This is a genomic window from Micromonospora rifamycinica (genome assembly GCF_900090265.1).
GTDB lineage: Bacteria > Actinomycetota > Actinomycetes > Mycobacteriales > Micromonosporaceae > Micromonospora > Micromonospora rifamycinica.
The window spans coordinates 1,072,262-1,095,734 of record NZ_LT607752.1; the positions used below are offsets into that span (position 1 = coordinate 1,072,262).

General features: G+C 71.8%; 24 protein-coding genes, 1 tRNA gene and 2 pseudogenes. 12 read left to right on the plus strand and 15 right to left on the minus strand.

The genetic code is table 11. The features are described from left to right. Nucleotides 1-276: 276 nt before the first annotated feature. Entirely contained in the window at nucleotides 277-690 is a 414-nt protein-coding gene (locus GA0070623_RS04505) for a hypothetical protein (RefSeq protein WP_067313488.1), read from the minus strand. 131 nt (nucleotides 691-821) lie between these two features. After that, nucleotides 822-2,558: a M28 family peptidase gene (locus GA0070623_RS04510; protein ID WP_067313462.1), complete on the minus strand. Its 1,737-nt coding sequence runs from the start codon at nucleotides 2,556-2,558 to the stop codon at nucleotides 822-824. A gap of 276 nt (nucleotides 2,559-2,834) precedes the next feature. Between GA0070623_RS04510 and GA0070623_RS04515 the strand changes: the two genes are divergently transcribed. The 3 genes from GA0070623_RS04515 to GA0070623_RS04525 are packed head-to-tail and all read left to right on the plus strand — an operon-like array spanning nucleotide 2,835 to nucleotide 6,312. After that, complete coding sequence (locus GA0070623_RS04515; RefSeq protein WP_067313464.1) at nucleotides 2,835-3,359, plus strand: PadR family transcriptional regulator; 525 nt, start codon at nucleotides 2,835-2,837, stop codon at nucleotides 3,357-3,359. Beyond that, on the plus strand, nucleotides 3,356-4,036 hold the full coding sequence (locus tag GA0070623_RS04520; protein WP_067313467.1) for an ABC transporter ATP-binding protein: 681 nt from the start codon (nucleotides 3,356-3,358) through the stop codon (nucleotides 4,034-4,036). The genes GA0070623_RS04515 and GA0070623_RS04520 overlap by 4 nt, the downstream gene beginning before the upstream one ends. After that, the gene (locus GA0070623_RS04525) at nucleotides 4,033-6,312 is read left to right on the plus strand and encodes an FtsX-like permease family protein (RefSeq protein ID WP_197700045.1); all 2,280 of its coding nucleotides are present in this window, start codon (nucleotides 4,033-4,035) and stop codon (nucleotides 6,310-6,312) included. The genes GA0070623_RS04520 and GA0070623_RS04525 overlap by 4 nt, the downstream gene beginning before the upstream one ends. A 44-nt stretch (nucleotides 6,313-6,356) precedes the next feature. Here the strand turns inward: GA0070623_RS04525 and GA0070623_RS04530 are convergent, their stop codons facing one another. Next, nucleotides 6,357-6,818: a VOC family protein gene (locus tag GA0070623_RS04530; RefSeq protein ID WP_067313469.1), complete on the minus strand. Its 462-nt coding sequence runs from the start codon at nucleotides 6,816-6,818 to the stop codon at nucleotides 6,357-6,359. 110 nt (nucleotides 6,819-6,928) lie between these two features. On the opposite strand from GA0070623_RS04530, the gene GA0070623_RS04535 reads away from it, so the two are divergent. Continuing rightward, nucleotides 6,929-7,981 carry a helix-turn-helix transcriptional regulator gene (locus GA0070623_RS04535; protein WP_067313472.1) on the plus strand — a complete coding sequence of 351 codons (1,053 nt, stop codon included), beginning with the start codon at nucleotides 6,929-6,931 and terminating at the stop codon, nucleotides 7,979-7,981. Here the strand turns inward: GA0070623_RS04535 and GA0070623_RS04540 are convergent. From GA0070623_RS04540 to GA0070623_RS04560, 5 genes are all read right to left on the minus strand, one after another. Further along, nucleotides 7,925-9,430 (minus strand): carboxylesterase/lipase family protein, encoded by a 1,506-nt coding sequence (locus GA0070623_RS04540; protein ID WP_067313474.1) that lies wholly within the window; start codon nucleotides 9,428-9,430, stop codon nucleotides 7,925-7,927. The genes GA0070623_RS04535 and GA0070623_RS04540 overlap by 57 nt on opposite strands. A 162-nt stretch (nucleotides 9,431-9,592) precedes the next feature. Continuing rightward, complete coding sequence (locus tag GA0070623_RS04545; RefSeq protein ID WP_067313476.1) at nucleotides 9,593-10,027, minus strand: arsenate reductase ArsC; 435 nt, start codon at nucleotides 10,025-10,027, stop codon at nucleotides 9,593-9,595. 32 nt (nucleotides 10,028-10,059) lie between these two features. Beyond that, nucleotides 10,060-10,539, minus strand: coding sequence for a GNAT family N-acetyltransferase (locus GA0070623_RS04550; RefSeq protein WP_067313492.1), 480 nt, complete (start codon nucleotides 10,537-10,539; stop codon nucleotides 10,060-10,062). Between the two features lie 35 nt (nucleotides 10,540-10,574). Further along, nucleotides 10,575-11,327: an aquaporin gene (locus GA0070623_RS04555; protein ID WP_089003907.1), complete on the minus strand. Its 753-nt coding sequence runs from the start codon at nucleotides 11,325-11,327 to the stop codon at nucleotides 10,575-10,577. After that, entirely contained in the window at nucleotides 11,324-11,704 is a 381-nt protein-coding gene (locus tag GA0070623_RS04560; RefSeq protein WP_067313478.1) for an ArsR/SmtB family transcription factor, read from the minus strand. The genes GA0070623_RS04555 and GA0070623_RS04560 overlap by 4 nt, the downstream gene beginning before the upstream one ends. A gap of 76 nt (nucleotides 11,705-11,780) precedes the next feature. On the opposite strand from GA0070623_RS04560, the gene GA0070623_RS04565 reads away from it, so the two are divergent. After that, nucleotides 11,781-12,227, plus strand: a complete 447-nt coding sequence (locus GA0070623_RS04565) for an ArsI/CadI family heavy metal resistance metalloenzyme (protein WP_067313481.1) — start codon at nucleotides 11,781-11,783, stop codon at nucleotides 12,225-12,227. Between the two features lie 10 nt (nucleotides 12,228-12,237). Here GA0070623_RS04565 and GA0070623_RS31760 read toward each other — a convergent pair. Continuing rightward, a pseudogene (locus GA0070623_RS31760) lies at nucleotides 12,238-12,357 on the minus strand (HD domain-containing protein); the annotation flags it as partial. A gap of 61 nt (nucleotides 12,358-12,418) precedes the next feature. Continuing rightward, nucleotides 12,419-13,798: an ApeA N-terminal domain 1-containing protein gene (locus GA0070623_RS29755; RefSeq protein ID WP_157517619.1), complete on the minus strand. Its 1,380-nt coding sequence runs from the start codon at nucleotides 13,796-13,798 to the stop codon at nucleotides 12,419-12,421. A gap of 179 nt (nucleotides 13,799-13,977) precedes the next feature. Between GA0070623_RS29755 and GA0070623_RS04570 the strand changes: the two are divergent. Further along, a pseudogene (locus GA0070623_RS04570) lies at nucleotides 13,978-14,580 on the plus strand (NrdR family transcriptional regulator). An 86-nt stretch (nucleotides 14,581-14,666) separates the two neighbouring features. Here GA0070623_RS04570 and GA0070623_RS04575 read toward each other — a convergent pair. Next, nucleotides 14,667-14,906 (minus strand): winged helix-turn-helix domain-containing protein, encoded by a 240-nt coding sequence (locus tag GA0070623_RS04575; RefSeq protein WP_067313483.1) that lies wholly within the window; start codon nucleotides 14,904-14,906, stop codon nucleotides 14,667-14,669. Between the two features lie 758 nt (nucleotides 14,907-15,664). On the opposite strand from GA0070623_RS04575, the gene GA0070623_RS04585 reads away from it, so the two are divergent. The 5 genes from GA0070623_RS04585 to GA0070623_RS04605 all read left to right on the plus strand — a co-directional run bounded on the left by GA0070623_RS04585 (nucleotide 15,665) and on the right by GA0070623_RS04605 (nucleotide 19,096). Beyond that, nucleotides 15,665-15,811 carry a hypothetical protein gene (locus GA0070623_RS04585; RefSeq protein ID WP_231932661.1) on the plus strand — a complete coding sequence of 49 codons (147 nt, stop codon included), beginning with the start codon at nucleotides 15,665-15,667 and terminating at the stop codon, nucleotides 15,809-15,811. Continuing rightward, the gene (locus GA0070623_RS04590) at nucleotides 15,808-17,031 is read left to right on the plus strand and encodes a helix-turn-helix domain-containing protein (RefSeq protein WP_231932662.1); all 1,224 of its coding nucleotides are present in this window, start codon (nucleotides 15,808-15,810) and stop codon (nucleotides 17,029-17,031) included. Before GA0070623_RS04585 ends, GA0070623_RS04590 begins: the two co-directional genes overlap by 4 nt. Nucleotides 17,032-17,090: 59 nt before the next feature. Further along, on the plus strand, nucleotides 17,091-17,612 hold the full coding sequence (locus GA0070623_RS04595) for a hypothetical protein (RefSeq protein WP_157517610.1): 522 nt from the start codon (nucleotides 17,091-17,093) through the stop codon (nucleotides 17,610-17,612). Nucleotides 17,613-17,638: 26 nt separating this feature from the next. Then, nucleotides 17,639-18,307, plus strand: a complete 669-nt coding sequence (locus GA0070623_RS04600) for an AMIN-like domain-containing (lipo)protein (protein WP_231932663.1) — start codon at nucleotides 17,639-17,641, stop codon at nucleotides 18,305-18,307. A gap of 108 nt (nucleotides 18,308-18,415) precedes the next feature. Further along, a complete protein-coding gene (locus tag GA0070623_RS04605; protein ID WP_067313057.1) occupies nucleotides 18,416-19,096 on the plus strand; it encodes a response regulator transcription factor in 681 nt (226 codons plus the stop codon). A 10-nt stretch (nucleotides 19,097-19,106) separates the two neighbouring features. Here the strand turns inward: GA0070623_RS04605 and GA0070623_RS04610 are convergent, their stop codons facing one another. From GA0070623_RS04610 to GA0070623_RS04625, 4 genes are all read right to left on the minus strand, one after another. Further along, the gene (locus GA0070623_RS04610) at nucleotides 19,107-20,285 is read right to left on the minus strand and encodes a MalY/PatB family protein (protein WP_067313055.1); all 1,179 of its coding nucleotides are present in this window, start codon (nucleotides 20,283-20,285) and stop codon (nucleotides 19,107-19,109) included. Nucleotides 20,286-20,344: 59 nt separating this feature from the next. Beyond that, nucleotides 20,345-20,417, minus strand: a tRNA-Arg gene (locus tag GA0070623_RS04615). Between the two features lie 31 nt (nucleotides 20,418-20,448). Next, nucleotides 20,449-21,648 carry an RtcB family protein gene (locus GA0070623_RS04620; protein ID WP_067313053.1) on the minus strand — a complete coding sequence of 400 codons (1,200 nt, stop codon included), beginning with the start codon at nucleotides 21,646-21,648 and terminating at the stop codon, nucleotides 20,449-20,451. A gap of 374 nt (nucleotides 21,649-22,022) precedes the next feature. Further along, nucleotides 22,023-22,595, minus strand: a complete 573-nt coding sequence (locus GA0070623_RS04625; RefSeq protein ID WP_067313050.1) for a hypothetical protein — start codon at nucleotides 22,593-22,595, stop codon at nucleotides 22,023-22,025. 74 nt (nucleotides 22,596-22,669) lie between these two features. On the opposite strand from GA0070623_RS04625, the gene GA0070623_RS04630 reads away from it, so the two are divergent. Continuing rightward, a complete protein-coding gene (locus tag GA0070623_RS04630) occupies nucleotides 22,670-23,449 on the plus strand; it encodes an alpha/beta hydrolase (RefSeq protein WP_067313046.1) in 780 nt (259 codons plus the stop codon). Nucleotides 23,450-23,473: the final 24 nt, after the last annotated feature.

Sequence of the window (23,473 nt, forward strand, 5' to 3'; positions counted from 1 at the left end):
GGCGGGGCGGGGCGGGGCGGTGCGAGCGCGGCGGGGCGGGGCGGGGCGGGCGGGGCGGTGCGAGCGCGGCGGGGCGGGGCGGGCGGGGCGGGAAGTGGAGTCGAGTCGAGTGGGCACGACGCGTCTACCGGCGGGCGTGCCGGTCGTGGCACGGGTCGGGATCGCCCCGGGGGCGGGCGCGACGCGGGTCGGGCTGGGGGCGGGGGCGGGGGTGACGCGGGTCGGGCTGGGCAGCCGGGGTGACGCGGTCACCGTGGACGTCGGGTGTGCCCGGGGTCAGTCGCGGCGGAGGTCGGTGTGGGCGGCACGGAGCCGGTCGACGGCCGGGTCGGTGCCGGGCGGGACGTGCCGGTCCAGCTCGGCCCAGACCTCGGCCAACGCGTCGGTCACCGCCCGCAGCTCGGCGGCGTGCCGGCGGGCGCCCTGTCGGTGCGACTCCTCCAGGCGACGGGCCCAACCTGCGGTCACCGTGCCGAGGCGCTCGTCGTCGGCGCGGGCCTGGGCGGCACTGCGCGCGGCGGGGGCCGGCACGATCGCGGCGACCGGCCGGGTGTCGCCGTCACGGGTGACCAGGGTGACCGTGTCGGTCAGCTCGGCCATCGCGATCAGCTGGGTCAGCCGGGTACGCAGCTCGCGCAGCGGCACGGATCGGGGTTGACCACTGTGGTGGGACAGCGCGGGGGCAGCCATGCCCACATCCTCCGATCCGGGTACGACATTTATCGCCATGACGGTCCGGATGGGGGAACCAGGACGGTCCGGGTAGGGGGAAGCAGGCGGTCCGGGTGGGGTGGACCAGGCGTCCACCCCACCCGGGTCGGTCAGCTCGCCTGCAACGTCACGTCGTCGATGACGAAGCTGGTCTGCAGCGAGGAGTCCTCGGTGCCGGTGAACTTCAGGATCACCGTCTGGCCGGCGTACGCGCCCACGTCGAACGAGCGCAGCGTGTAGCCGGTCGCCTTGTTGAGGTTGGAGTACGTCGCCAGCGTGGTGCTGCCGACCTGGACCACCAGCTTGTCGTACGCCACGGTGGTGGTCCGCTCGGCGGTGTCGATGTGCAGGTAGAAGGCGAGGGTGTAGGAGGAGCAGCCGGCCGGCACGGTCACCGACTGGGAGAGCGTGTCGGTGCTGGTGCTGCCGTTGCCGTTGAGCCACGCCTTGTAGGAGCCACTGTTGGCCGGCTGGCTGGACGAGTTGGTGATCACGCCCGAGGTGGCCGTCCACGGGCTGGTGCCCGACTCGAAGCCGCCGTTGCCGACGACCTGCCCGCCGGTGCAGCTACCGGTGCCGGTGACGGTGACGGTGTAGCTGGCCGTCCGGGTGGCCGAGCCGGTGCCGGTCACGGTGAGGGTGAAGGTGCCGAGGGCGGCGCTCGACGACGCGCTGACCGTCATGGTGGCCGAGCCGCCGGAGGTGACCGACGACGGGCTGAACGAGACGCTCACGCCGCTGGGCGCACCGGAGGCCGACAGGGCGACGGTCTGGGCGCTGCCGCTGGTGGTCGCGGTGCTGACCGTGGCGGTGGTGGATCCGCCCCGGGCGACGCCGCCGGAGGTCGGGCTGACCGCGACGGAGAAGTCGTTGGTCGGGGTGCCGCCGCCGACCGCGAGGTCCCAGATGGCGTACGCGACGCCGTCGGCGCTGCGGTTGAGCCCGGTGGCGTTGATGTTGCTGGTGGTGTCGCAGGACGAGTGGTAGCACGGGTCGTACGCGGCGTTGGCGGTGCCGCCCCACTTGCTGGCCTGGGCGCTGGTCTTGCGGGCGCTGGCCCCCATCGCGTACCCGGAGGTGGGGATGCCGGCCTGCTGGAACGAGTAGTCGTCGGAGCGGCCCTGGCCCTCGGTGTTCTCCTCCGGCGACAGCCCGAGCGAGTCCCAGTACGCCTTGAGCGGCGCGGCCGTGGTGGAGGTGACCCGGTTGATGAAGTAGCCGCCGTTGGTCGAGGCGACCATGTCGAAGTTGTAGTAGCCCTTGATGTAGCCCTTCTGGGCGGTGGTCAGCGAGTTGACGTAGAACTTCGAGCCCTGCAGGCCCTGCTCCTCGCCGTTCCACCAGGCGAACCGGACCCGCTTGCTCATGCCCGGGTTCTGCTGGGCCAGCACCAGGGCGTTCTCCAGCAGCACCGACGAGCCGGAGCCGTTGTCGTTGATGCCCGGCCCGGCGGCCACGCCGTCGAGGTGCGCGCCGAACATGACCACGTCGTCGGCGGGGCCCTGCGGCCACTCGGCGATCACGTTGTTGCCCCGGTAGGTGCAGCTGGTGCAGGTCTGTTCGGTGACCGTGTAGCCGGCCGCCTGGAGCTTGGACTTCACGTAGGCGACCGAGGCGGTGTAGCCGGCCGAGCCGGCCCGCCGGTTGCCGCCGTTACTGGTGGCGATGCTCTGGAACTGGGCCAGGTGCGCCTGCACGTTGCTGACCGAGACGTCCGGCGCGGCGAGCGCGGCGACGGCCGGCGCGGCGGTGGCCGGCCGGGCGGTCGTGGTGGCCGAGGCCGGTGGCGCGGCCAGGGCGAACGTCACCGCGGTGACGGCGGCGATCGCCAGGGTTCTGCGCTTCATGCGTGCTCCTCATGGGGGTCGGCGGGGCATCCGCCCGGGCGTCACCGTCCCGTCTGTCGGCTACGACAAGGGGTGGACGGGAGCCCGCGGCCCGGGGGTGGGACCGCGGCGGAAACGCCGGGGAAGGAAACACTGACATGTATCAATCTGCGGGTCAATCCGTCGACCGGTGTCACATTCGCCGATGCCGGGGAGCGCACCGCCGGGAACCCGTCCCGACAAAGTCAGCGCGGGGTGTAGACAACGCATGTATACGCCGTGTGTATAGTCCCCCGCATGTCCATCGGCCAGACCTTCCTCGGCCTGCTGGAGGCGACCCCCCGGCACGGCTACGACATCAAACGGCGCTACGACGAACACTTCGGCCACTCCCGCCCGGTCGCCTACGGCCAGGTCTACGCGACCCTGTCCCGGCTGCTGCGCGGCGGCCTGGTCGAGGTGGAGGCGGTGGAGCCCGGCGAGGGCCCCGACCGCAAGCGGTACGCGATCACCGAGGCCGGCGTCGCCGACGTGGCCCAGTGGCTGGCCCGCCCGGAACAACCCGAGCCCTACCTGCAGAGCATCCTCTACACCAAGGTGGTGCTCGCCCTGCTCACCGGCCGTGCGGCGGCCGAACTGCTCGACGTGCAGCGCGCCGAGCACCTGCGCCTGATGCGGGAGCTGACCCGGCGCAAGCGCGACGGCGACCTCGCCGAGCAGTTGATCTGTGATCACGCGCTTTTCCACCTGGAGGCCGACTTGCGCTGGCTCGAACTCACCACCGCCCGCCTCGACGACCTGGCCGCACGGGTGCGCGCATGAGCGCCCCGCTGCTGGTCGCCGAGGGTCTGTACCGCAGCTTCGGCGAGACCGTCGCGCTGGTCGACGCCGGGCTGCGCATCGACGAGGGCGAGGTGGTCGCGGTGCTCGGGTCGTCCGGCTCCGGCAAGTCCACCCTGCTGCACTGCCTGGCCGGGATCGTCCGCCCCGACCGGGGCCGGGTCCTCTTCGACGGCCAGGACCTGGTGACGATGAGCGACACCCGGCGCAGCGCCCTGCGCCGGGAGGCCTTCGGGTTCGTCTTCCAGTTCGGCCAGCTGGTGCCCGAGCTGACCTGCCTGGAGAACGTCGCGCTGCCGCTGCGGCTGGCCCGCGTCCCCCGCCGCGAGGCCGAGCAGCGGGCCGGGCAGTGGCTGGAACGGCTGGAGGTCACCGAGGTGGCCGGCAAGCGCCCCGGCGAGGTCTCCGGAGGCCAGGGGCAACGCGTCGCGGTGGCCCGCGCGCTGGTCACCCGCCCCCGGGTGATCTTCGCCGACGAGCCGACCGGCGCGCTGGACTCGCTCAACGGCGAACGGGTCATGCGACTGCTCACCGAGGCCGCCCGGGACACCGGGGCGGCGGTGGTCCTGGTCACCCACGAGGCACGGGTGGCCGCGTACTCCGACCGGGAGGTCGTGGTGCGCGACGGGCGGACCCGCAGCCTGGAGGTGGCGGCGTGACCGGTCGGGGCGCGCTCGCGGACCTGGCGATGGGTGCCCGGATGGCGGTCACCGGCGGCCGGGAGGGTTGGACCCGGGCGCTGCTCACCGCCGTCGGCGTCGGGATCGGGGTGGCCATGCTGCTGCTGGCCACCGCCGTGCCCGGGGCGCTCGACGCCCGGCAGGCGCGCGGCGACGCCCGCGACGATCTGCGGTTCGGTGAGAAGATCGCGGCCGGTCCCGGCACCCTGCTGGTGCACGCGCTGGACACCGAGTTCCGGGGCCGGCCGGTGCGGGGCCGGCTGCTGCGGCCGGAGGGACCGGCCGCCCCCGTCCCGCCGGGGCTGACCGCCCTGCCCGCCCCCGGGGAGGTGGTCGTCTCCCCCGCCCTGCGCCGGCTGCTCGACTCCCCCGACGGCCCGCTGTTCACCCCCCGGCTGGGCGGCGCGCGGGTCACCGGGACCATCGCCGACGAGGGCCTCGCCGGCCCCAACGAACTGGCCTACTACCAGGGCGACGACCGGTTGACCGACACGTCCGGGGCGACCCGGCTGGACCGCTTCGGCGGCGGGCTGCCCGGCGAGGGTCTCGGCCCGGTGCTGATGCTGCTGGTGGCGGTCATCTTCGTGGTGCTGCTACTGCCCATCGCGGTGTTCCTCGGCTCGGCCGTGCGCTACGGCGGTGAGCGGCGCGACCGGCGGCTCGCCGCGCTGCGGCTGGTCGGCGCGGACACCACCATGGTCCGGCGGATCGCCGCCGGCGAGGCCGCCGCCGGTGCCCTGCTCGGAGTCGTCGTCGGCATCGGGTTCCTGCTCGCCGGCCGCCAGCTCGTCCCGCTGGTCACCCTCTACGACATCAGCGTGTACGCCGCCGACATCCGGCCCCCCACCGCGCTGCTGCTGGCCGTCGTGCTGGCCGTGCCGGCGCTGGCCGTGCTGGTGGCGATGCTGGCGCTGCGCGCGGTCGTGGTCGAGCCGCTCGGCGTGGCCCGGCGTAGCACCCCGGTCCGCCGCCGGCTCTGGTGGCGGCTGCTGCTGCCCGCCGCCGGCCTGGCCATGCTCCTGCCCGTCGCCGGCCTGCGCGAGGGCGACGGCGGGGTCACCAGATGGGTGGTGCCGGCCGGCGCGGTGCTGCTGCTGACCGGCACGGTCACCCTGCTGCCCTGGCTGACCGACCTGCTGGTCCGACGGCTGCACGGCGGCCCGGTGTCCTGGCAGCTGGCGGTCCGCCGGGTGCAGCTGGACAGCGCCACCTCGGCCCGGCTGGTCAACGGCATCGCCGTGGCCGTCGCCGGCACCATCGGCCTGCAGATGCTCTTCGCCGGGATCGCCGGGGACTTCACCACCGCCAGCGGGCAGGACACCTCCCGGGCGCAGGTGCAGGTGCAGTTCCAGGACCAGCCGGACCTGGCCCGGGTGCTGCGGCAGCTCGGCGGGGCCGACGGGGTGACCGCCGCGACCGGCACCCTCAGCGCCGGGGCCAACGCCGGCTCGTCGGACGGCCCACCGGTGGAGATCCGGGTCGGCGACTGCGCCGCGCTGGCCGAGTTCGCCCGCCTCGACCGGTGCGTGGACGGGGACACCTTCCTGGTGTCCGATCCGGGCGACCCGGCGGTCGTCCCCACCGGCACGGTGCTCACCGTCGAGGACGGGTCACGATGGCGGGTGCCCGCCACGGCGCGGCCCGCGACGGCCCGACCCGACCCGGCCGGCTGGATGGCGAACGCGGTGCTGGTCACCCCCGGCGCGGTCGGCTCGCGGACCCTCGGTCCGCTGCGCTCGACCGTCTACCTCCAGCTCGACCCGGCCGCCCCGGACGCGGTCGAACACGTCCGTAACGCCGTCGCCGCGATCGACCTCACCACGCCCGTGTCCGTGCTGTCCTCGACCATCGTGTCGCCCCGGTTCGCCGACATCCAACGCGGCCTGGCCATCGGCACGGTCGTCACCCTGCTGCTGATCGCCACCAGCATGCTCGTCGGTACGTTGGAGCAGCTGCGGGAACGCCGCCGCCTGCTGGCCATGCTGGTGGCGGTGGGCACCCGACGCAGCACCCTCGGCTGGTCCGTGCTGTGGCAGACCGCCCTGCCGGTCGGGGTCGGGCTGGTGCTGGCCACCGGCTTCGGGCTCGGCCTCGGCGCGGCCCTGCTGCGGATGGTGCAGGCCCCGGTCACGGTCGCCTGGCCGGTGGTCGGCTTCGCCGTCGGCCTCGGCGGGCTGGCCGTCCTGGCGATCAGCGGGCTGAGCATGCCGCTGCTGTGGAGGCTCACCCGCGCCGACGGGCTGCGCACCGAATGACCCGCCGGTCCGGGTCGGCGACGTCGCCGACCCGGACCAAGCGGTCAGCCAGCGTACGGGGTGGCGACGTCGAGGACCCAGGTGACGCCGAACCGGTCGGTGAGCATGCCGAACCCGGGTGCCCACGGCGACGGGCCGTACTCCTCGATCACCTGGGCGCCCTCGGCGAGCCGGTGCCAGAGCACACCGACTTCCTCGGCGCTGTCGCCCCGGACGGAGACGAAGAACTGCTCGCCGGTCAGCGTCGTGCCGTTCGCGCGGGTGGTGGCGGTCGGCGCGGCTACGGCGGGGGCACCGGCGGGCACGTCGTAGGCCATGATGGCGAAGCCGTTGTCGGCGGTGACCTGACCGAAGATCACCTTGTCGGCGTCCGGCAGGTCCTTCGGCATCCCCAGGTCGCCGTAGCTGACGACGGTGCGGTGGCCACCGAACACGGCCTGGTAGAACTCCAGCGCCGCACGGGCGTCACCCCGGAAGTTGAGGTGTGTGGTGGCGGAGATGGCCATGGTCGACTCCTTGCTGATGGTGCTCGACGCCCGGTAGTGGGCTGGTCAGGAGCAAGATTCGCAGCAGTAGGTGACAGGGTGTGGCACCTACTGCGGGCAGAATCGGACTCATGCCGACCACGTCCGCCCGACTGCTCGCCCTGCTGTCGCTGTTGCAGACCCGCCGGGACTGGTCCGGCACCGTGCTGGCCGAACGCCTCGGCATCAGCCTGCGTACCGTGCGCCGCGACGTCGACCGGCTGCGGGAACTGGGCTACCCCGTCGCCGCCGTCAAAGGTCCCGACGGTGGTTACCGGCTCGACGCCGGCACCGAACTGCCCCCGCTGCTGTTCGACGACGAGCAGGCCGTCGCCCTCACCGTCGCCCTCCAGGTCGCGGCGACCGGCGCGGACGGGGCGCTCGCGGACGCCGCCGCGCGGGCGCTGCACACCGTACGACAGGTGTTGCCGACCCGGCTGCGGCAGCGGGTCGGGGCGCTCAGCGTGACCGCCGTCGCGCGTCCCGCCGGCACGCCGACCGCGCCGGTCGACGGCGGGGTGCTGCTGGCGCTCGGTACCGCCGTGCAGACCCGCGAGATCCTGCGCTTCGACTACGGGTCCGGCGGCACCGACCGACCGGCCCGGCACGCCGAACCGCATCACGTCGTCACCTGGGACGGCCGGTGGTACCTGGTCGCCTGGGACCTCGACCGGGCCGACTGGCGGACCTTCCGCGTCGACCGGATCACCCTGCGCCCGCCGCACGGGCCCCGCTTCACCCCGAGGCCGCTGCCCGGCGGGGACGTCGCCACGTACCTCACCGGGGTCTTCCGGGGGTCGGCCGGCGGGTCGGCGGACTGGCCCTGCCGGGGCACGGTGCTCCTCGATCTGTCCGCGACGACCGTGGCCCGCTTCAACCGCGACGGCCTCGTCGAGGAGATCGCCCCCGACAGGTGCCGGCTCACCCTCGGTTCGTGGTCGTGGGTGAGCCTGGCCGCCGCCGTCGCCCGGTACGACGCCGGGATCACGGTGGTCGGCCCGCCGGCCCTCACCGAGGCGTTCGCGCTGCTCGCCGACCGGTTCGCCCGCACCGCCGCCGGGGAACGCCCGGACCCCGCCGCCCCGGCGCTAGCCGATCAGCAGCGGGAGCGCGGCGAAGGTGTGATCCCGCCACAGCAGCCGTGAGGTCTCCTCCGGGTACGCGACGACCACCGGCCGCTCGTCGAAGATCCGGGTACGGCGACCGGCGTCGTACGGCGGCCAGCCGGGGTCGCCGGTCGCTGCGAACGCCGTCCACGCCCCACGGAGCTGCCCGGACAGCTCATGCGCCGCCGGGGTGGGCGGATCGCCGATCAGCAGCGCGGGCTGCCCGCTGGTCAGGTTGCCGAAGACCAGCGGCACGTCCAGACCGTGACAGGCACCGAGGCCACCGCCCAGGCCCGGGGCCGGCCAGGTCAGCTCGTAGAGGTACGCCCGGCCGCCCCCGGCCAGGTGTGCATCGGCCAGGTGCAGGCTCGGCATCCGGAACAGCCAGTCGGCGTTGACCAGCTCGTACAACTGCTCGTCGGTGGCGTCCGGGAACGCCTCCCGGTAACGGGCGGCACCGTGCGGCCCCGGGGCCAGCATCCGCAGCGCCGTCCCGGTCTGCTCCGGGGTGACCTGGCCGAGCACGCCGTCGAGCAGGCTGAACAGCCGGTGCTCGTCCCGGGTGTGCCCGACGAGCAGGTCGACGTCCCGCGCGGCACCGTCGGCCAGTGCCCGCCACGGGGTCGCCGGCAGCACGTCCCCGTCGACGACCGGCGCGAACGGGATCGGCCGGTGGGTGATCGACCCCCACCGCTCCCGCCACCGGACGATACCGGCCGAGACCGCCTCGGCCACGGCCGGCAGCCGGGCCGGCGTCACCGTCGACAGCCCGGCCAGGGTCGGTGGTACCCCCAGCTCGGCGGCGCAGGCGGCGGTGACGTCGGCGGCCAGGTCGGGTGAGAAGAACGTCCCCGGGACGCTCTGCGCGACCGCGCGCCGGAACAGCCCGGCGGCGCGCGGCATGGCCAGCAGCGCGGCGACCGAGCCGCCGCCGGCCGACTGCCCGAAGACCGTCACCCGGCCCGGGTCGCCACCGAAGGCGCGGATGTTGTCCCGTACCCATTCCAGGGCCGCCACCTGGTCGAGCAGCCCCCGGTTGGCCGGTGCCCCGTCGAGCTGCCCGAAACCCTCGAAACCGAGGCGGTAGTTGAGCGTCACCACCACTGTCGCGCTGCGGGCGAGGTGCCCGCCGTCGTACTGCGGAAGGCCGGAACAGCCGACCAGGTAGCCACCTCCGGGGATCCACACCATCACCGGCAACCCCGCCGCCGGGTCCGGGTCCGGCGTCCACACGTTGAGCGTCAGCCAGTCGTCGCCGGTGTCCTGCGGGGACACCCCGAACGCGTCGGGCTGCGGAGGCGGCGGACCGTAGGCGACCGCCGGGCGTACGCCGTCCCAGTGGGATACCAGCTGCGGCGCGGCGAACCGGAGGGCATCGACCGGCGGCTCGGCGTACCGGATGCCGCGGAACACCGCCAGGCCCGCCTCCCGGCAGCCGCGCAGGACACCAGCCACGGTACGGACTTCCGGCTCGGACTCCGACGGCATGCTGGCCCCTCCCCGCTCCCGGTCGGCCGCAGCATCCCAGCGCCCGCCGACCACCGGCAAACCATTTAGCGCCCTTGACGGAGGTCGGTCGCAGGTCGACCCATCAGGTCAGCCCGGCGGGAGGCTCCACCGCGCCCACGACGCGTCGTCGCCGGTGGTCGGTCAGGCGTCGACGGTGATGTCAGGGGCCAGGTCGGCGAGGAGTCGGGCAACATGCTGGCGGATCTCGTCGCGGACCTCGCGGACGACGGACAGCGGCTGGCCGGCCGGGTCGGTGAGTTTCCAGTCCTCGTAGCGTGTGCCGGGGAAGACGGGGCAGGTGTCGCCGCAGCCCATGGTGACGATCACGTCGCTGGCCTCGGCGGCGTCCCGGTCGAGGAGCTTCGGCTGCTCGGCGGTGATGTCGATGCCGACCTCGCGCATGGCGTCGACCGCGACGGGGTTGACGTGTTCGGCGGGTGCGGAGCCTGCGGAGCGGACCTCGACGGTGTTCCCGGCGAGGTGGCGCAGCCAGCCGGCGGCCATCTGGGAGCGGCCGGCGTTGTGGACGCAGACGAACAGCACCGATGGCGTGGTGTGCCGGGCGGGGGTGCTCATGGGTGGTGGACCTCTTTTCGGTGCTGACGTGGCTAGGTGACGGTGGGGCTGCGGCGTTCGATGAGGATGACGTCGCGCCATCGGTCGTGGTGGCGGCCGAGGCGTTCGCGTACGCCGATGGCGCGGAAGCCGCAGGCGTGGTGCAGGGCGAGGCTGGCGGTGTTCTCGGGGAAGACCCCGGACTGGATGGTCCAGATGCCGGCCTGTTCGGTGGAGTCGATGAGTCGGTGGAGCAGGAGCCGGCCGACGCCCCGGCCCCGGGCGTCGGGGTGGACGTAGACGGAGTGCTCCACGACCCCGGCGTACACGCACCGGTCGGACACCGGTGTGCACGCGACCCAGCCGAGCACGCGGTCGGCAGCCGCGTGGTCGAGGGCGACCCAGCGGTGTCCGGGCAGGCGGGTGGCGGTGAACCGTGCCCAGGTGGGGGGTTCGGTCTCGAAGGTGGCGTCGCCGGTGGCGATCCCGTGCCGGTAGATGTCGAGCACCGCCGGGGCGTGTTCGTCGGTCATCGGCACGAGATCGGGTCGGGACGACCGGACGCCGGTCACGACGCGGCCCGTTCCGGCTGTGCCGGTGCCAGCTCGACCGCCACTGCGTCCCGCTGTCGGACGGTCGGATACCACCAGGTGGTCGCGACGACCGCGACCCCGACGGCGGCGAGCTGCGCGGCGACAAACCCGGCCGCCGAGGTGGGGGCGATGCCGGCGAAGGTGCCGGTGAACGTGCGGCCGATCGTGACGGCCGGGTTGGCGAACGAGGTGGAGGCGGTGAACCAGTACGCGCCACCGATCCACGCCCCGACCGCCGCCGGAGCGACCGCGGTCCGGCGGGTACGGGTGAGGGCGGCGATCAGCAGGAGGAGCCCGGCGGTCGCGACGACCTCGGCCAACCACAGTCCGCCCCCGTCGCGCCGGTGGGTGGAGATGGTGACGGCGGGCAACCCGAACATCAGGTGCGCCAGCACCGTGCCGCCGACCGCACCGAGCACCTGCGCCACGACGTACGCGCCGAGGTCACGGGTCGACAGGCCGGTTCCCGTACGGCGGGCCTGCCACCAGTCGGCGAGCGACACGACGGGGTTGAGGTGGGCACCGGACACCGGGCCGAAGATGAGGATCAGCGCGCCGAGGGCGAACGCGGTGGCGATGCTGTTCTCCAGCAGTTGCAGCCCCACATCGCCCGGCGACAGGCGGGTGGCGGCGATCCCGGAGCCGACCACGGCGGTGACGAGCAGGCCGGTGCCGACCAGTTCCGCCGACGCCCGACGCAGCACGGCGTGCGGCGGGTCGGGCGTCACCGGGCCGGCCCGGTCGACGCGGCGGCGGCCGAGACGTCCAGGAGCTGGGACAGGACGGCGAGGCGGGCCGGGACGATCCAGTAGTAGACCCAGGTCCCCCGGCGCTGGCAGTCGATCAACCCGGCCTCGCGCAGCACCTTCAGGTGGTGGGAGATCGTCGGGCCGGTCAGGGTGAACGCGTCGGTCAGCTCGCACACGCACACCTCGCCGCCGGCCCGCGCGGCGATCAGGGAGAGCAGCCGCAGCCGTACCGGGTCGCCGAGGGCCTTGAAGCCGCGTGCCAGACCGGCGGCGGCGTCCTCCGTGAGGGCCTCGGTGACCATCGGCGCGCAGCAGGCCGACGGGTCGGCGAGGACCGGCAGTTCTTGTCTCGACACCCGTCTAGTTTGACAAGCATCTAACCAGAGTGCAATCCTCTGCCTAGATAGTTATCTAAACAACAGGAGGTGTGGGATGTCCCGCGTCCAGCTCGCCCTGCGCGTCTCCGACCTGGAAGGGTCGATCGCGTTCTACTCGAAGCTGTTCGGCACCGAGCCGGCCAAGCGGCGGCCCGGCTACGCCAACTTCGCCATCGAGGAGCCCCCGCTGAAGCTGGTCCTGCTCGAAGGCGACCCGGACCAGGCCACCGCGCTCGACCATCTCGGCGTCGAGGTGTTCGACGGCGCGCAGGTCACCGCCGCCACCGACCGGCTCACCGAGGCCGGGCTGATCACCCTGACCGAGAACGACACCTCCTGCTGCTACGCCGTCCAGGACAAGGTCTGGGTCCGTGGACCCGGCGACGAGCGCTGGGAGGTGTACGTGGTCAAGGGCGACTCCGACCAGTACGGCACCTCCGCGCCGACCCCGCCCGCAACCGACGACGAACGCACGTGTTGCGAGACCACGTCCCGGAGCTGACGCCTGGGGGCTACACCGGGGGTGGGGTGAGCCAGCCGAGGGGTTGACCGCTGAGGGCGGCTTCCGCCAGGCGGTGGGCGCTGGCGGTCTTGAGTGCCGCGCGTGAGCTGTCGATCCAGCGTTGGGGATTTCGGTCCGGATGACGGGCACTCGCTAGAATCCGGGAAGCAGCTAAAAACAAGCTAACATATTCACGAAACGATAACGAATCGCCCCGACTTCACTTCAATCCCATCAGCTCTCATTCTCTCAAGAATCCGCCGGACCGGCCAACTATGGACGAATTTGGCCACCAAAGTGCCAGCTCCAGGCACCCTATTGATAATCGCGAGCCTGGCGACCATTAGGGATAACCGAGCCGCATGGATGACAATCAGCCCATCTGGAAAATCTCCGCGATCTGCGTGCTTAATATCATTGTAGGTATGCGCCAACGCCCGAGCAAGATCAACCAAGCTTTCCGCCACGGGGCCACTATCGATAGAAATAGAATCGAGCACACGGTAGAAGTAGGTCGCTGTGGCTGGAAGACCCGCTTCACCTACCGCCCCTCCCAGGACACCCCCGAGAGCTTCAATGCTCATTGATGAATTTATTACTTTATCTTCCGCAAATACACTTGATCGCTGAATCATTGACACGGCAGGAACGACAAAGCGTCGAGATCTCTCATACTCCCCAGCCCACCAAGCCAGAGATTGAGAAGAGAGCGCAGGGAGCGGGAGGACCGGCCAGTCAGAGCTTTTGCCGCCCACTCCAACTTTGTAGTGATCCGCAACCGTACCGGCAACCAGTATTCCCACTTCGTCCGCCCCATAGATTTTTCCATCGAGCGTCCGCACCGCGAAACGATGATCTCGAATCGTATGTCTAGTGAAATACGAACCGCTTCCCAGAATCAGCGATAGAAGGTCGCGAAACTTGCGGTGCTCCGCAAGGTGACGGGAAACCGGCTGCGGTTCCTGAAATCGGCTTTCAAGAACAGTTTCGTCTGAGATGTTGATTCCCCGCCCTCCCGCTCCACTTTGCCCCCAATGCGTTACAAGTCGCATACGAGCGGCACCCTGAAGCCAAGAGATCCCCTGCATCGACTCCACCTTGTACGCGATTCGAACAGTCCGCTCTCGGGTATTTTCTGAACGCTCCCTCTCCCATACAACCGACGACATCCCAGACCATTCAGCAAGGCCGTCAATGTGAGACGAGAGCTTTACTACTCGCAATTCATCATCGACGAGACCCGAACGCTCCTGAAGAACCGCCTCCCGCGCTCGGAGGCGGCCGATATCGAGGTATGCACCCTGAACTATTCTTGCCACCCGACAACCAAAAAGAGAAATTCGTAGATCTTCCGACCTGAAAAGAAGGTTCTCAGGCGGCTTCTCATCACCAAACCACTGCCTTGGAACTTTAAATTGCTCAGCACCGAATCCAATGTATGGAATTTCGGCGAGGACACCCAGCTTGGAATCAACCCACACCGCCCCTACAACACATGGCAGCTCATCGTCTTTTGCATGAATAAACACACCTGTCCGCTTTTCGCCCGGATTGAGAATTGGCTGGCTCATAGCTCACTCCTAACGGGGCTCCTGCTTGCACCTTTATCGCTTGCCGAACCTACGATAAGTGCTGCCCTCCGAAGAGGTTTCCACCACGTGCCCAACGCCCACGGCAACCGGCGGCACCTGACAGAAGCCCGATCACATCACCGTCAAGACCCTCACGACAAGTTGATGCAGACCACAACCTGCCGTACTGCCGGCATGCCGACTCCCGGGTGGTTGACTCGCGCGAGGCCGACGCGGGCGAGCCCATCCGGCGGGAGGGCTCCTTCCCGGAGTGAGGCAAGCGGTTCACCACCGTCGAGGAGGCTGTGCTCGCGGTGGTCAAGCGCAGCGGCGTGACCGAGCCGTTCCGGATCAAGATCATCAGTGGGGTGCGCAAGACACGCCAGGGGCGGGCGGTCGACGAGGACTCCATCGCCCTGCTGCCCCAGAAGGTCGAGGAGACCGTCCGGGCCAAGGGCACGGCCGAACTGCCGACCCACGACGCGGGACTGGCGATCCTGGGCCACTTCGCGACCTGGAACGAGGTGGCCTACCTGCGCTTCGCCAGCGTCTACCGCTCGTTCGACTCGCTCGCCGGGACTTCGAGACGAGATCAAGGCCGTCGGTCACCTAAGCCGGATGCCAGCCAGGCTGACGCAGCAATCAAGCGAGAGGAAAGTATGGCGCGTAGTACTAACCAGGGCGACTTCTGCACTCTTGCTCAAAAGAAAACCAAGAGCGAAGTTGTGGGAGTGCGGAGTGTGTGCTGCCGTTGCGGTAAGCCATGGCCTCACCGTCGGTGATCTCATGCTGAGGCAGGGGTCGCCTGACTTCGGCGACTGACCTCTGCGGTCAAAAGGCACCGGCTGGCTGATCGGGAGGGCTCTGCCTACTCGGCGACGAAGACGCCCACGCCAGGCAGGGTCTCGGTCATGCCCTTGATCCGTAGCACCTGCATGGCGCGGTCGATCACCGGCTCGGTAACGCCGTAGTGCTCGATCAACTCTCGTCGGCTGGGCAGCTTGGAGCCCGGCGGAAACTCGCCGGTAGCGATGCGTTCGGCAAGGTCGTCGGCGATCTGCTCGTAGCGGTAACGCGGTGGCACGGTGTTCCCCTCGGTTGGCAACACGAGTAGACCACCTACGCCAGCCCTTGACTACCCAACGGTACCTGTGGGAGGTTGCCCCAGAGGTCGATTCCCTCGGTTGGCACTGTGGGCCGCTCCTCACTGGCGTGGATGCCCGGGACGACCCCCGTGATCGGGCATCCACGCCCCGGACACATGCAGCACGAGGAGGCAAAGCAGTGCTCCACTCCGATCCCCGGACGCGGCGAACATCGAAGGCTCCGGCGAGCCGATGAGGCGCGTCTCCTACGACGGGTACGTCCTAGCGGTAGCGCTCTCCCTCGCCCGCCGGCATCGGCCTGTCTGGTCATGGCGGCAATGGCGACACGTCTGCCGCTGCGGAAGCGCCCTGCCTTGCCGAAGCCGCCACCGCATCCCGATCAACCGCGGCCACTGGCCCAGCCAGGGCGGCCCGCAATGACCCCACCGGACCCGACCCACTATCAAGTGGTCTGGGAGGAGCAGATCCGCCAGCACGAGCAAGGCCACCTCAGGAACGAGCGCCCCAAGGCTCGCATCGAACGCCTGATCTGACGCCAGAAGTACAGCAGCGACATACAGCGCCAGTGCCGGTCGAGCCCGACCGGTAGGAGCACCACCGGTCGCACGACCCCCGATCCGGCCGGCCTGTCGACAGTTCACCCTCGGAATCGACCCCGTAGGAGCGGCCCCATGCAGCACAAGTCTGTCGTCAACCGCTGGTCCCATCACCACACCCCGACAGACGGTCCCGTTGCCGGAGCCGGAGAGCGAGGGCGCTCGTGATCTCCAACGTCCTGTCGGTCCTGTTCGGGGGGTTGGTGCCGGGCTTCCTGCTCGGGCTGCTCGCGTTCCGGGTCAAGTCCCGGTGGTGTCCCCGCTGCGGCGAGTCCACCCACACCATGCCGGTGCCGGGGCACGACCGGTGACCGGCCCCGGCCGGCAGCGCACCGGCACCGGCAGCGAGCCGCCGATCGGACGGCGGATAGCCGAGTTACGGGCCCGCCGGGGCATGAGCCAGCAGGTCTTCGCCGACCGGATCGGCAAGTCGAAGAGCTGGGTCGACAAGGTCGAGCGGGGGGTGCGTACCCTCGATCGGCTCTCCGTCATCGAGACGGTGGCCGGGGCGCTCGGCGTCGCGCCGCAGCTCCTGCTCACCGGCCGGACGCCGCCGGCACCGGCCACCGACGTCGGTGCCGCCGTGGAACGGGTCCGGGCCGCCCTGGCCCGGCACGACGCTCCGGCGTCCGCCCCGGTCGGGGCGGCGGTGCGGCAGCTCGACGACCAGGCGGGCTACGCGTGGACGGCGTACCGCAACGGGCAGCACCCCCAGGTGTTGCGGATGCTGCCCGACCTGCTCGCCGACAGCCGCCACGCCTGCCACGTCAGCCTGGTGGACCCGCCCGTGCTCGCTCTGCTGGTGCGGGTCTACCGGCTCACCGCCCAGACCCTGGTCAAGCTCGGCGACGCGCACCTGGCCTGGCTGGCCGCCGACCGGGCCATGATGGCCGCCACCCGCGGTGACCCGATGCGGATGGGGCTCGCGGCGGTGTCGCTCGCGCAGGTGCTCCGCGCGCTGCGGCGGGGCCGGCTGGCCACGACCGCCGCGCTCACCGCCGTACGCCAGCTCGATCCGGCGGCGGCGGACGGCCACCCGCCGGCACGGGCACTGACCGGGACGTTGCTCGTCGAAGCCGCCCTCGCCGCCGCCGGTCACGGCGACGCCGTCACCGCCCACGACCTGACCGAACGCGCCGCCCACCTCGCCGCCGACCACGAACGGTACGACCAGGACGGCGCGACGTTCGGCCCCACCAGCGTCGACCTCGCCCGTGCCCTGACCGCGACCCGCCTCGGCGACCACCATCGGGCCGTCGCCCTGCACCGCCGGGCCACCGACCAGGAGGGTTGGCGGCGGCTCCCCGCCGAACACCGCGCCGCCCACCTCATCGACATCACCCGGGCCCACCTCGACCTCGGTGACCACGACGCCGCCGGGCGGGCCCTCGTCACCGCCGACCACATCGCCCCCGCCGAAGCCCGCACCCGCCCCGCCGCCAGAGCCGCCCTGACCGCCGTGCTCCGCGCCGGCCCCACCCCGGCCGACGTCACCCGCCTCGCCGCCACCATCGGCTTGACCCGCCCCTGACCTGTGCACCCGGTGGCCCGACCAGCCGTGGATCTCCTGTGGGGCAGCACAATGACGGCATGAATCTTGCCGCGGTCCGTGCGGATGTCGCAGTGATCGACGATCTGTTGCGGTACATCGCCGAGTGCCCGGTCGACCTCAACGATCCGAACTGGATGGCCGAGATCCGGCAAGCGCCGCCGCCGCTGGAAGAAGCCGGGGTGGCGGCCGAGGCGTCCGCCGCGCTCGATGCGCTGTTGGATGCGTACGAGACCGGCGGAGCGCCGGCCCGTGCGGAGGTCCGAGACATCTTTCGGGCCTACCCGTCCTTCCGCTGGGCCGCCCACCTACCGGTGGTGTGGAATTCGGTCGGGGAGTTCCGCCGACGACTCGTCCATGTCTCCGCGATGGATCAGGGTGCCGATCCGCGCGACGAGCTGATGACGATCTGGTCGCTGTGCAACCGAGCCCGCGAGTGCGCCATCGACGTCGAACCGGTGCTCCGCGAGGTGGCGAACCTGTCATCCGACGCGGATCTCCACGGGTTCGGCTCGATGCAGATGCTGATCATGCGAGGGCTGGAGGTACCCGACCTCGGCTAGAAACCGCGACAGGGAGCCTGGCGCGGTTGTTGCCCCGCTGTTACGTCACGGTGCGGGCGCTGTGGCACGGGTGGCGCACCGTCGACCTCTACCGGCCATCGTGGCCGGACACCGTCGACCGGGAGGTCACCATGCGTTCCACCAGGACCCTGATGGCGGTCACGGCCGTGCTGGCCGTGCTGCTCACCACCGTCGGCACGGCGACCGCCGCCGGCCGGCTCGGCACCCGCGTCACCGCCGCGCCCTACTGCGGGATCACCTGGGGCAGCGCCGGGAGGACCGGGGGCGACCTGAACCCGGCACCGCTGCTGACCACCCGCACCGGCCAGCAGGACTGCTACGACCGGCTGGTCTTCGAGTTCGACGGGAGTGCCGACGGCTACTCGGTCGGCTACGGCGAGGTGTTCACCGAGGGGCAGGGGTTGGCGATGTCGCCGTACACGGCGGGCGGGGCGGTGCTGCGGGTGCAGTTGCGGGAGCCGGCGCTCGGCTACCCGTACCGGGCCGGCGACCACGTGGCGACGGTGCTCGGCTACCGCACCCTGCGTGACGTCGTCTACGGCGGCACCTTCGAGGGCTACAGCACCTTCGCCGTGGGCGTCCGGGCGCAGTTGCCGTTCCGGGTGCTGCTGGTCGCCGGCCCCGGCACGCACAGCCGGATCGTGCTCGACGTGGCACACCAGTGGCAGGAGTGACCGCGACGGTGACCACCGGTCGGGCCGGGAACCGACGTCGATCGGCTCCCGGCACCGGCCGTTGCGCCGGGTCGCGACCGGCCGTCCCGGGACTACCCTGGGAACACCATGGACGGCCGGGTGCTGCTGGTCGAGGACGATGTCTCCATTCGGGAGGTCACCGCCCTCGGTCTACGCCGGGCCGGGTTCCGGGTCAGCACCGCCGCCGACGGCCGGACCGCGCTGGCCACCTGGCGGGCCCAACAGGTCGACCTGATCGTCCTGGACGTGCTGCTGCCCGGCCTCGACGGGTTGGAGGTCTGCCGGGCGGTCCGGCGCAGCAGCCAGCTGCCGATCCTGCTGCTCACCGACAGCACCGACCCCATCGACGTGGTGGTCGGCCTGGAGTGCGGGGCCGACGACTGCCTGCGTAAACCGTTCGACCTGGCGGAGTTGGTGGCCCGGGTCCGGGCGGCGCTGCGGCGGGGGTACACCGTACCCACCGAACCCGTGCTGACCGTCGGGCCGCTGGAGGTCGACCCGGCCCGCTTCGTGGCCCGCCGCGACGGACGGGAACTGCCCCTCACCGCCACCGAGTTCCGGCTGCTGACCGAGCTGGCCCGCCGGCCCGGTCAGGTGTTCACCCGGGAGGCGCTGCTGGACCGGGTGTGGCGGCACTCCCACCTCGGCGACTCCCGCCTGGTCGACGTGGCGGTGCAACGGTTGCGCGCCAAGGTCGACCACGACCCGACCGCGTCCCGGCTGGTCCGCACCGTACGCGGGGTCGGCTACAAACTCGACGCGGCGTGAGCCGCGGCGCTCAGGTGACGGCGGTGGCCATCCGGCGTACCGCCTCGGTGAGCAGCTCCGGGGAGGTGGCCAGGTTCAGCCGGACGTGGCCGGCGCCGCCGGTGCCGAAGTCCAGGCCGGAGTTGAGCGCCACCCGGCCCCGGTCGAGGAAGACGGCGGCGGGATCGTCGCCGAGGCCCAGCCCCCGACAGTCGAGCCAGGCGAGGTAGGTGGCCTGGCCGGGTCGGTACCGGACGGTCGGCAGGTGCTCGGCGAGGAGCGCGGCGAGAAGCCGACGGTTGTCGTCCAGACCGGTCAGCAGGGCGTCGAGCCAGTCACCTCCGTCCCGGAACGCGGCGGTGTGGGCGATCACCCCGAGGTGGCTGGTGCCGACGCTGACCTCGAAGGGAACCCGGGCGACGTCCCCGGCGGCGGCCGGGCCGGCGACGAGCAGCCCACCCCGCAGACCGGCCAGGTTCCACCCCTTGGAAGCGGACATCAGCGACAGGCCGCGCTCCGTGCCGGGCACCGAGAGGTACGGCACGAAACGCGCTCCCGCGCTGACCAGCGGCGCGTGGATCTCGTCGGCGACCACCCGCAGCCCGTACCGCCCGGCCAGCGCGGCGACGGCGGTCAACTCGTCGACGGTGTGCAGGACACCGGTCGGGTTGTGCGGGTTGCAGAGCAGGTACGCCGCCGGTCGACCGCCGGAGCGGGCCGCCCGGAACGCCTCTTCCAAGGTGCCGAGGTCGATCCGCAGGTCGTCGCCGAGCGGTGCCTCCACGATCCGGCGGCCGGCGTACCCGACGAACCCGTAGAACGGCGGGTAGACCGGGCAGTTGACGACCACCGCGTCACCGGGCCCGGTGAGCAGCCGCAACGCCTCGACCACGCCGTGCATCACGTCGGGCACCAGCGCGGTCCGCTCCACGGCCAGCCCGTCCCAGCCCCACCGACGTCGGGCGAACTCCGCCAGCGCCTCCGGGTACGCCGTGCCGGCGGTGTAGCCGGTGTCCCCGAGCGCGACGGCGTCGGTGATCGCCCGCGCGACCGGCTCGGCGAGCGGCACGTCCATCTCCGCCACCCAGAGCGGCAGCACGTCGTCCGGGTACTCCCGCCACTTGACGCTCGTCCGTCGCCGGAGCTGGTCCAGCCCAAGCTGGCGCAGGGGATTCGCCTGGTCCCGGGAGCCCTGGTGCGTACCACTCATGACGTGAAGACTATTCCGCCCGCTGCCCCCGCGCGGTCGCACGGCAGCCGGGCGGAGAGTGCCCCGACCAGGATTCGAACCTGGGCTCTCCGGTTTCGTAGACCGGCGCGCTGTCAGCTGCGCCACCGGGGCTCACGGCCGACGCCCGGGGGCGTCGACCGGTCTAACCCTTCACACAGACCACCTGCTTGAGGTGGGCCACCACCTCGACCAGGTCGTCCTGCTGGGCCATCACCGCGGTGATGTCCTTGTACGCGCCGGGGATCTCGTCGACCACCCCGGCGTCCTTGCGGCACTCCACCCCGGCGGTCTGCCGGACCAGGTCGGCGGTGTCGTACGTGCGCTTCGCCTGCCCCCGCGACATCCGCCGCCCGGCCCCGTGCGACGCCGAGCAGTACGCGTCCGGGTTCCCCCGACCCCGCACGATGTACGACCCGGTGCCCATCGACCCCGGGATGATCCCCAGGTCCCCCCGACCGGCCCGGATCGCCCCCTTGCGGGTCACCAGCACGTCCACCCCGTCGTAGCTCTCCTCCGCCACGTAGTTGTGGTGGCAGGAGATCGGCTCCCCGTAGCTGACCTGCGGGAAGGCGTCCCGCACCACGCCGCAGAGCATGGCCAGCATGACCGCCCGGTTGCGCCGGGCGTACTCCTGCGCCCACCACAGGTCCCGCCGGTAGGCGTCCATCTCCGGGGTGCCGGCGAGGAACACCGCCAGGTCCCGGTCGGGCAGGTCGGCGTTGTGCGGCAGGGTACGGGCCACCCCGATGTGCCGCTCGGCCAACTCCTTGCCGATGTTGCGGGAACCGGAGTGCAGCATCAGCCAGACCTGCCCGGCGTCCGGGCCGTCCTGCTCGACGCAGACCTCGATGAAGTGGTTGCCGCCGCCGAGGGTACCGAGCTGGTGCCGGGCCCGGGTCTCCAGCTGCGCCACCCGGCGGTCCAGGGCGGCGAACCGGCCCCAGAAGTCGTCCCAGCCGCGCTGCTCCAGACCCCGGACCCGACGCGGGTCGACCGGGTCCGCCCGCTTGGCGAAACCGACCGGCACCACCGCCTCGATCGCCGACCGCAGCGGCGCCAGGTTGTCCGGCAGGTCGGCGGCGGTGAGCGAGGTCCGGACCGCGCTCATCCCGCAGCCGATGTCCACCCCGACGGCGGCGGGCGAGACGGCCTGCCGCATCGCGATCACCGAGCCGACGGTGGCGCCCTTGCCGTAGTGCACGTCCGGCATCACGGCGACGCCCTGCACCCAGGGCAGCGCGCCGATGTTGCGCAACTGCTGCGCGGCCTGCGGCTCGATGCCGTACGGGTCGGTCCAGACCCGTACCGGCGCCTTCGTGCCCGGCAGCGGGGTGAATGCCATGGTCGTTCTCCTCGTTCGTGGGAGCAGGGGTGACAGGATTCGAACCTGCGACCGTCGGGTCGGGAATCCGGTGCGCCACCCGTTGAGCTACGCCCCTCGGCGGATGTCGGGGTCGAAAAAGCCGCCCGGTCCCCTGGTGGGGTGGGCGGCTGCGCACGTCGCGCCGGCGCTATCCGCGCCGCCACCCCGATCGCCACCGACAACCCCGGGCTCGTTCATCGGCCGGCAACAGCACGCCGCCGCGCGGTGTGGACCGCGTGGTCTCGGTGCTGAGGTACGGCGACACGGTGTGCTCCCCGGTTGGTCGGTGTGGCGTCGATGTCGAACCTAGGCGCGCACCCACCCGGGCCGCAACAGATATCGGAAGCTGCCGGCTATCGGGGCTCGCACATCCTGGACAGGGTGTCGAGCCAGGCGCTGCCCACGAGGGCGACCGGGTAGTGGGCCTCCCGGACCTGCCCGTCGGCGGTCTGCACGGAGAACCGCACCGACAGCGGCTCCGTCCCGGGTGTCTCGCCGCACTGGGACAGCACCACCACGCCGATCCAGCCGGTGCCGCCGGGCCGGATCAGCCGGGTCCGGCCGAGATCGTGGACGAGCACGGTGGGGCTCTCCACCCGGACCGACCGTACCGTGATCGGGGCCGGCCCGGCGTTGACCACGGCCAGCGACCCTTCGATCAGAGCCCGGCCCCCGGCGTTCGTACTGCCGCTGTCCGCGCTGGCGGGGATGGCCACCAGCGCGACGGTCGCGTCCCGCTCCTGCCGGGCGCGCGCCTCCCGCGACCTGTCGACCCCCCACCCGCCCAGCACCGCACCGGCCACCAGGGCGGCCACCAGGCCAAGGACGATCCGGGAACGGACGGTACGCCGGGCGCGGCCGGTGGTCGGCCCGACGGATCCGTCCCGGTACACGTCCAGGTCGATCACGGCATCCTCGGCGGACATGACGACAGCCTAGGTTCTCCCCGGGCGGTGCAGGCGTATCCGACCCCGGACCGCACCCGGTACGGTCCAGGACCATGGCATTGCTGCGGTGCGACTTCGACTCCGAGGCGCTGGGCATGGGCACGTCGATGACGGTGATCCTGCCGCAGCCCGACCCGGCCCGGCCCACGGCGGCGGCCGACGCGGACCCGCCGGTGCTCTACCTGCTGCACGGCCTCAGCGACGACGACACCGGCTGGACCCGCCAGACCTCGATCGAGCGCTACGTGTCGTCGCTGGGTCTGGCCGTGGTGATGCCCCAGGCGGGGCGCAGCTTCTATACCGACGAGACGCACGGCAACCGGTACTGGACCTTTCTCACCGAGGAGCTGCCCCGGGTCTGCCGGTCGTTCTTCCGGATCTCCGGCCGCCGGGAGGACACCTTCGTGGCCGGGCTGTCGATGGGCGGCTACGGGGCGGTGAAGTGGGCGCTGCGGCAGCCGGAACGGTTCGCCGCCGCGGCCAGCCTGTCGGGAGCGCTCAACGTCGCCCACCGCCGGCACGCCCCGGACCGCCCGCTCGACCCGGACGTCTGGCACACCGTCTGGGGGGACGCCCCGACCGCCGGCCCCGACGACGACACGGTGGCGCTGGTGGGCCGGGCCGGGGCCGACACCCCCCCGCTCTACGTCGCCTGCGGCACCGAGGACTTCCTCTACGACGACAACCAGCGTTTCGTCGCCGCCGCCCGGGACCGGGGTGTGCCGGTGACAGTGGACTTCTCCCCCGGCGACCACGACTGGCCGTACTGGGACGCCACGATCCGGGACGTGCTGGCCTGGCTGCCGCTGCGCACCCGGCCGCCGGCCGGCTGACCCGGCGGGCGCGCCGATGACGGC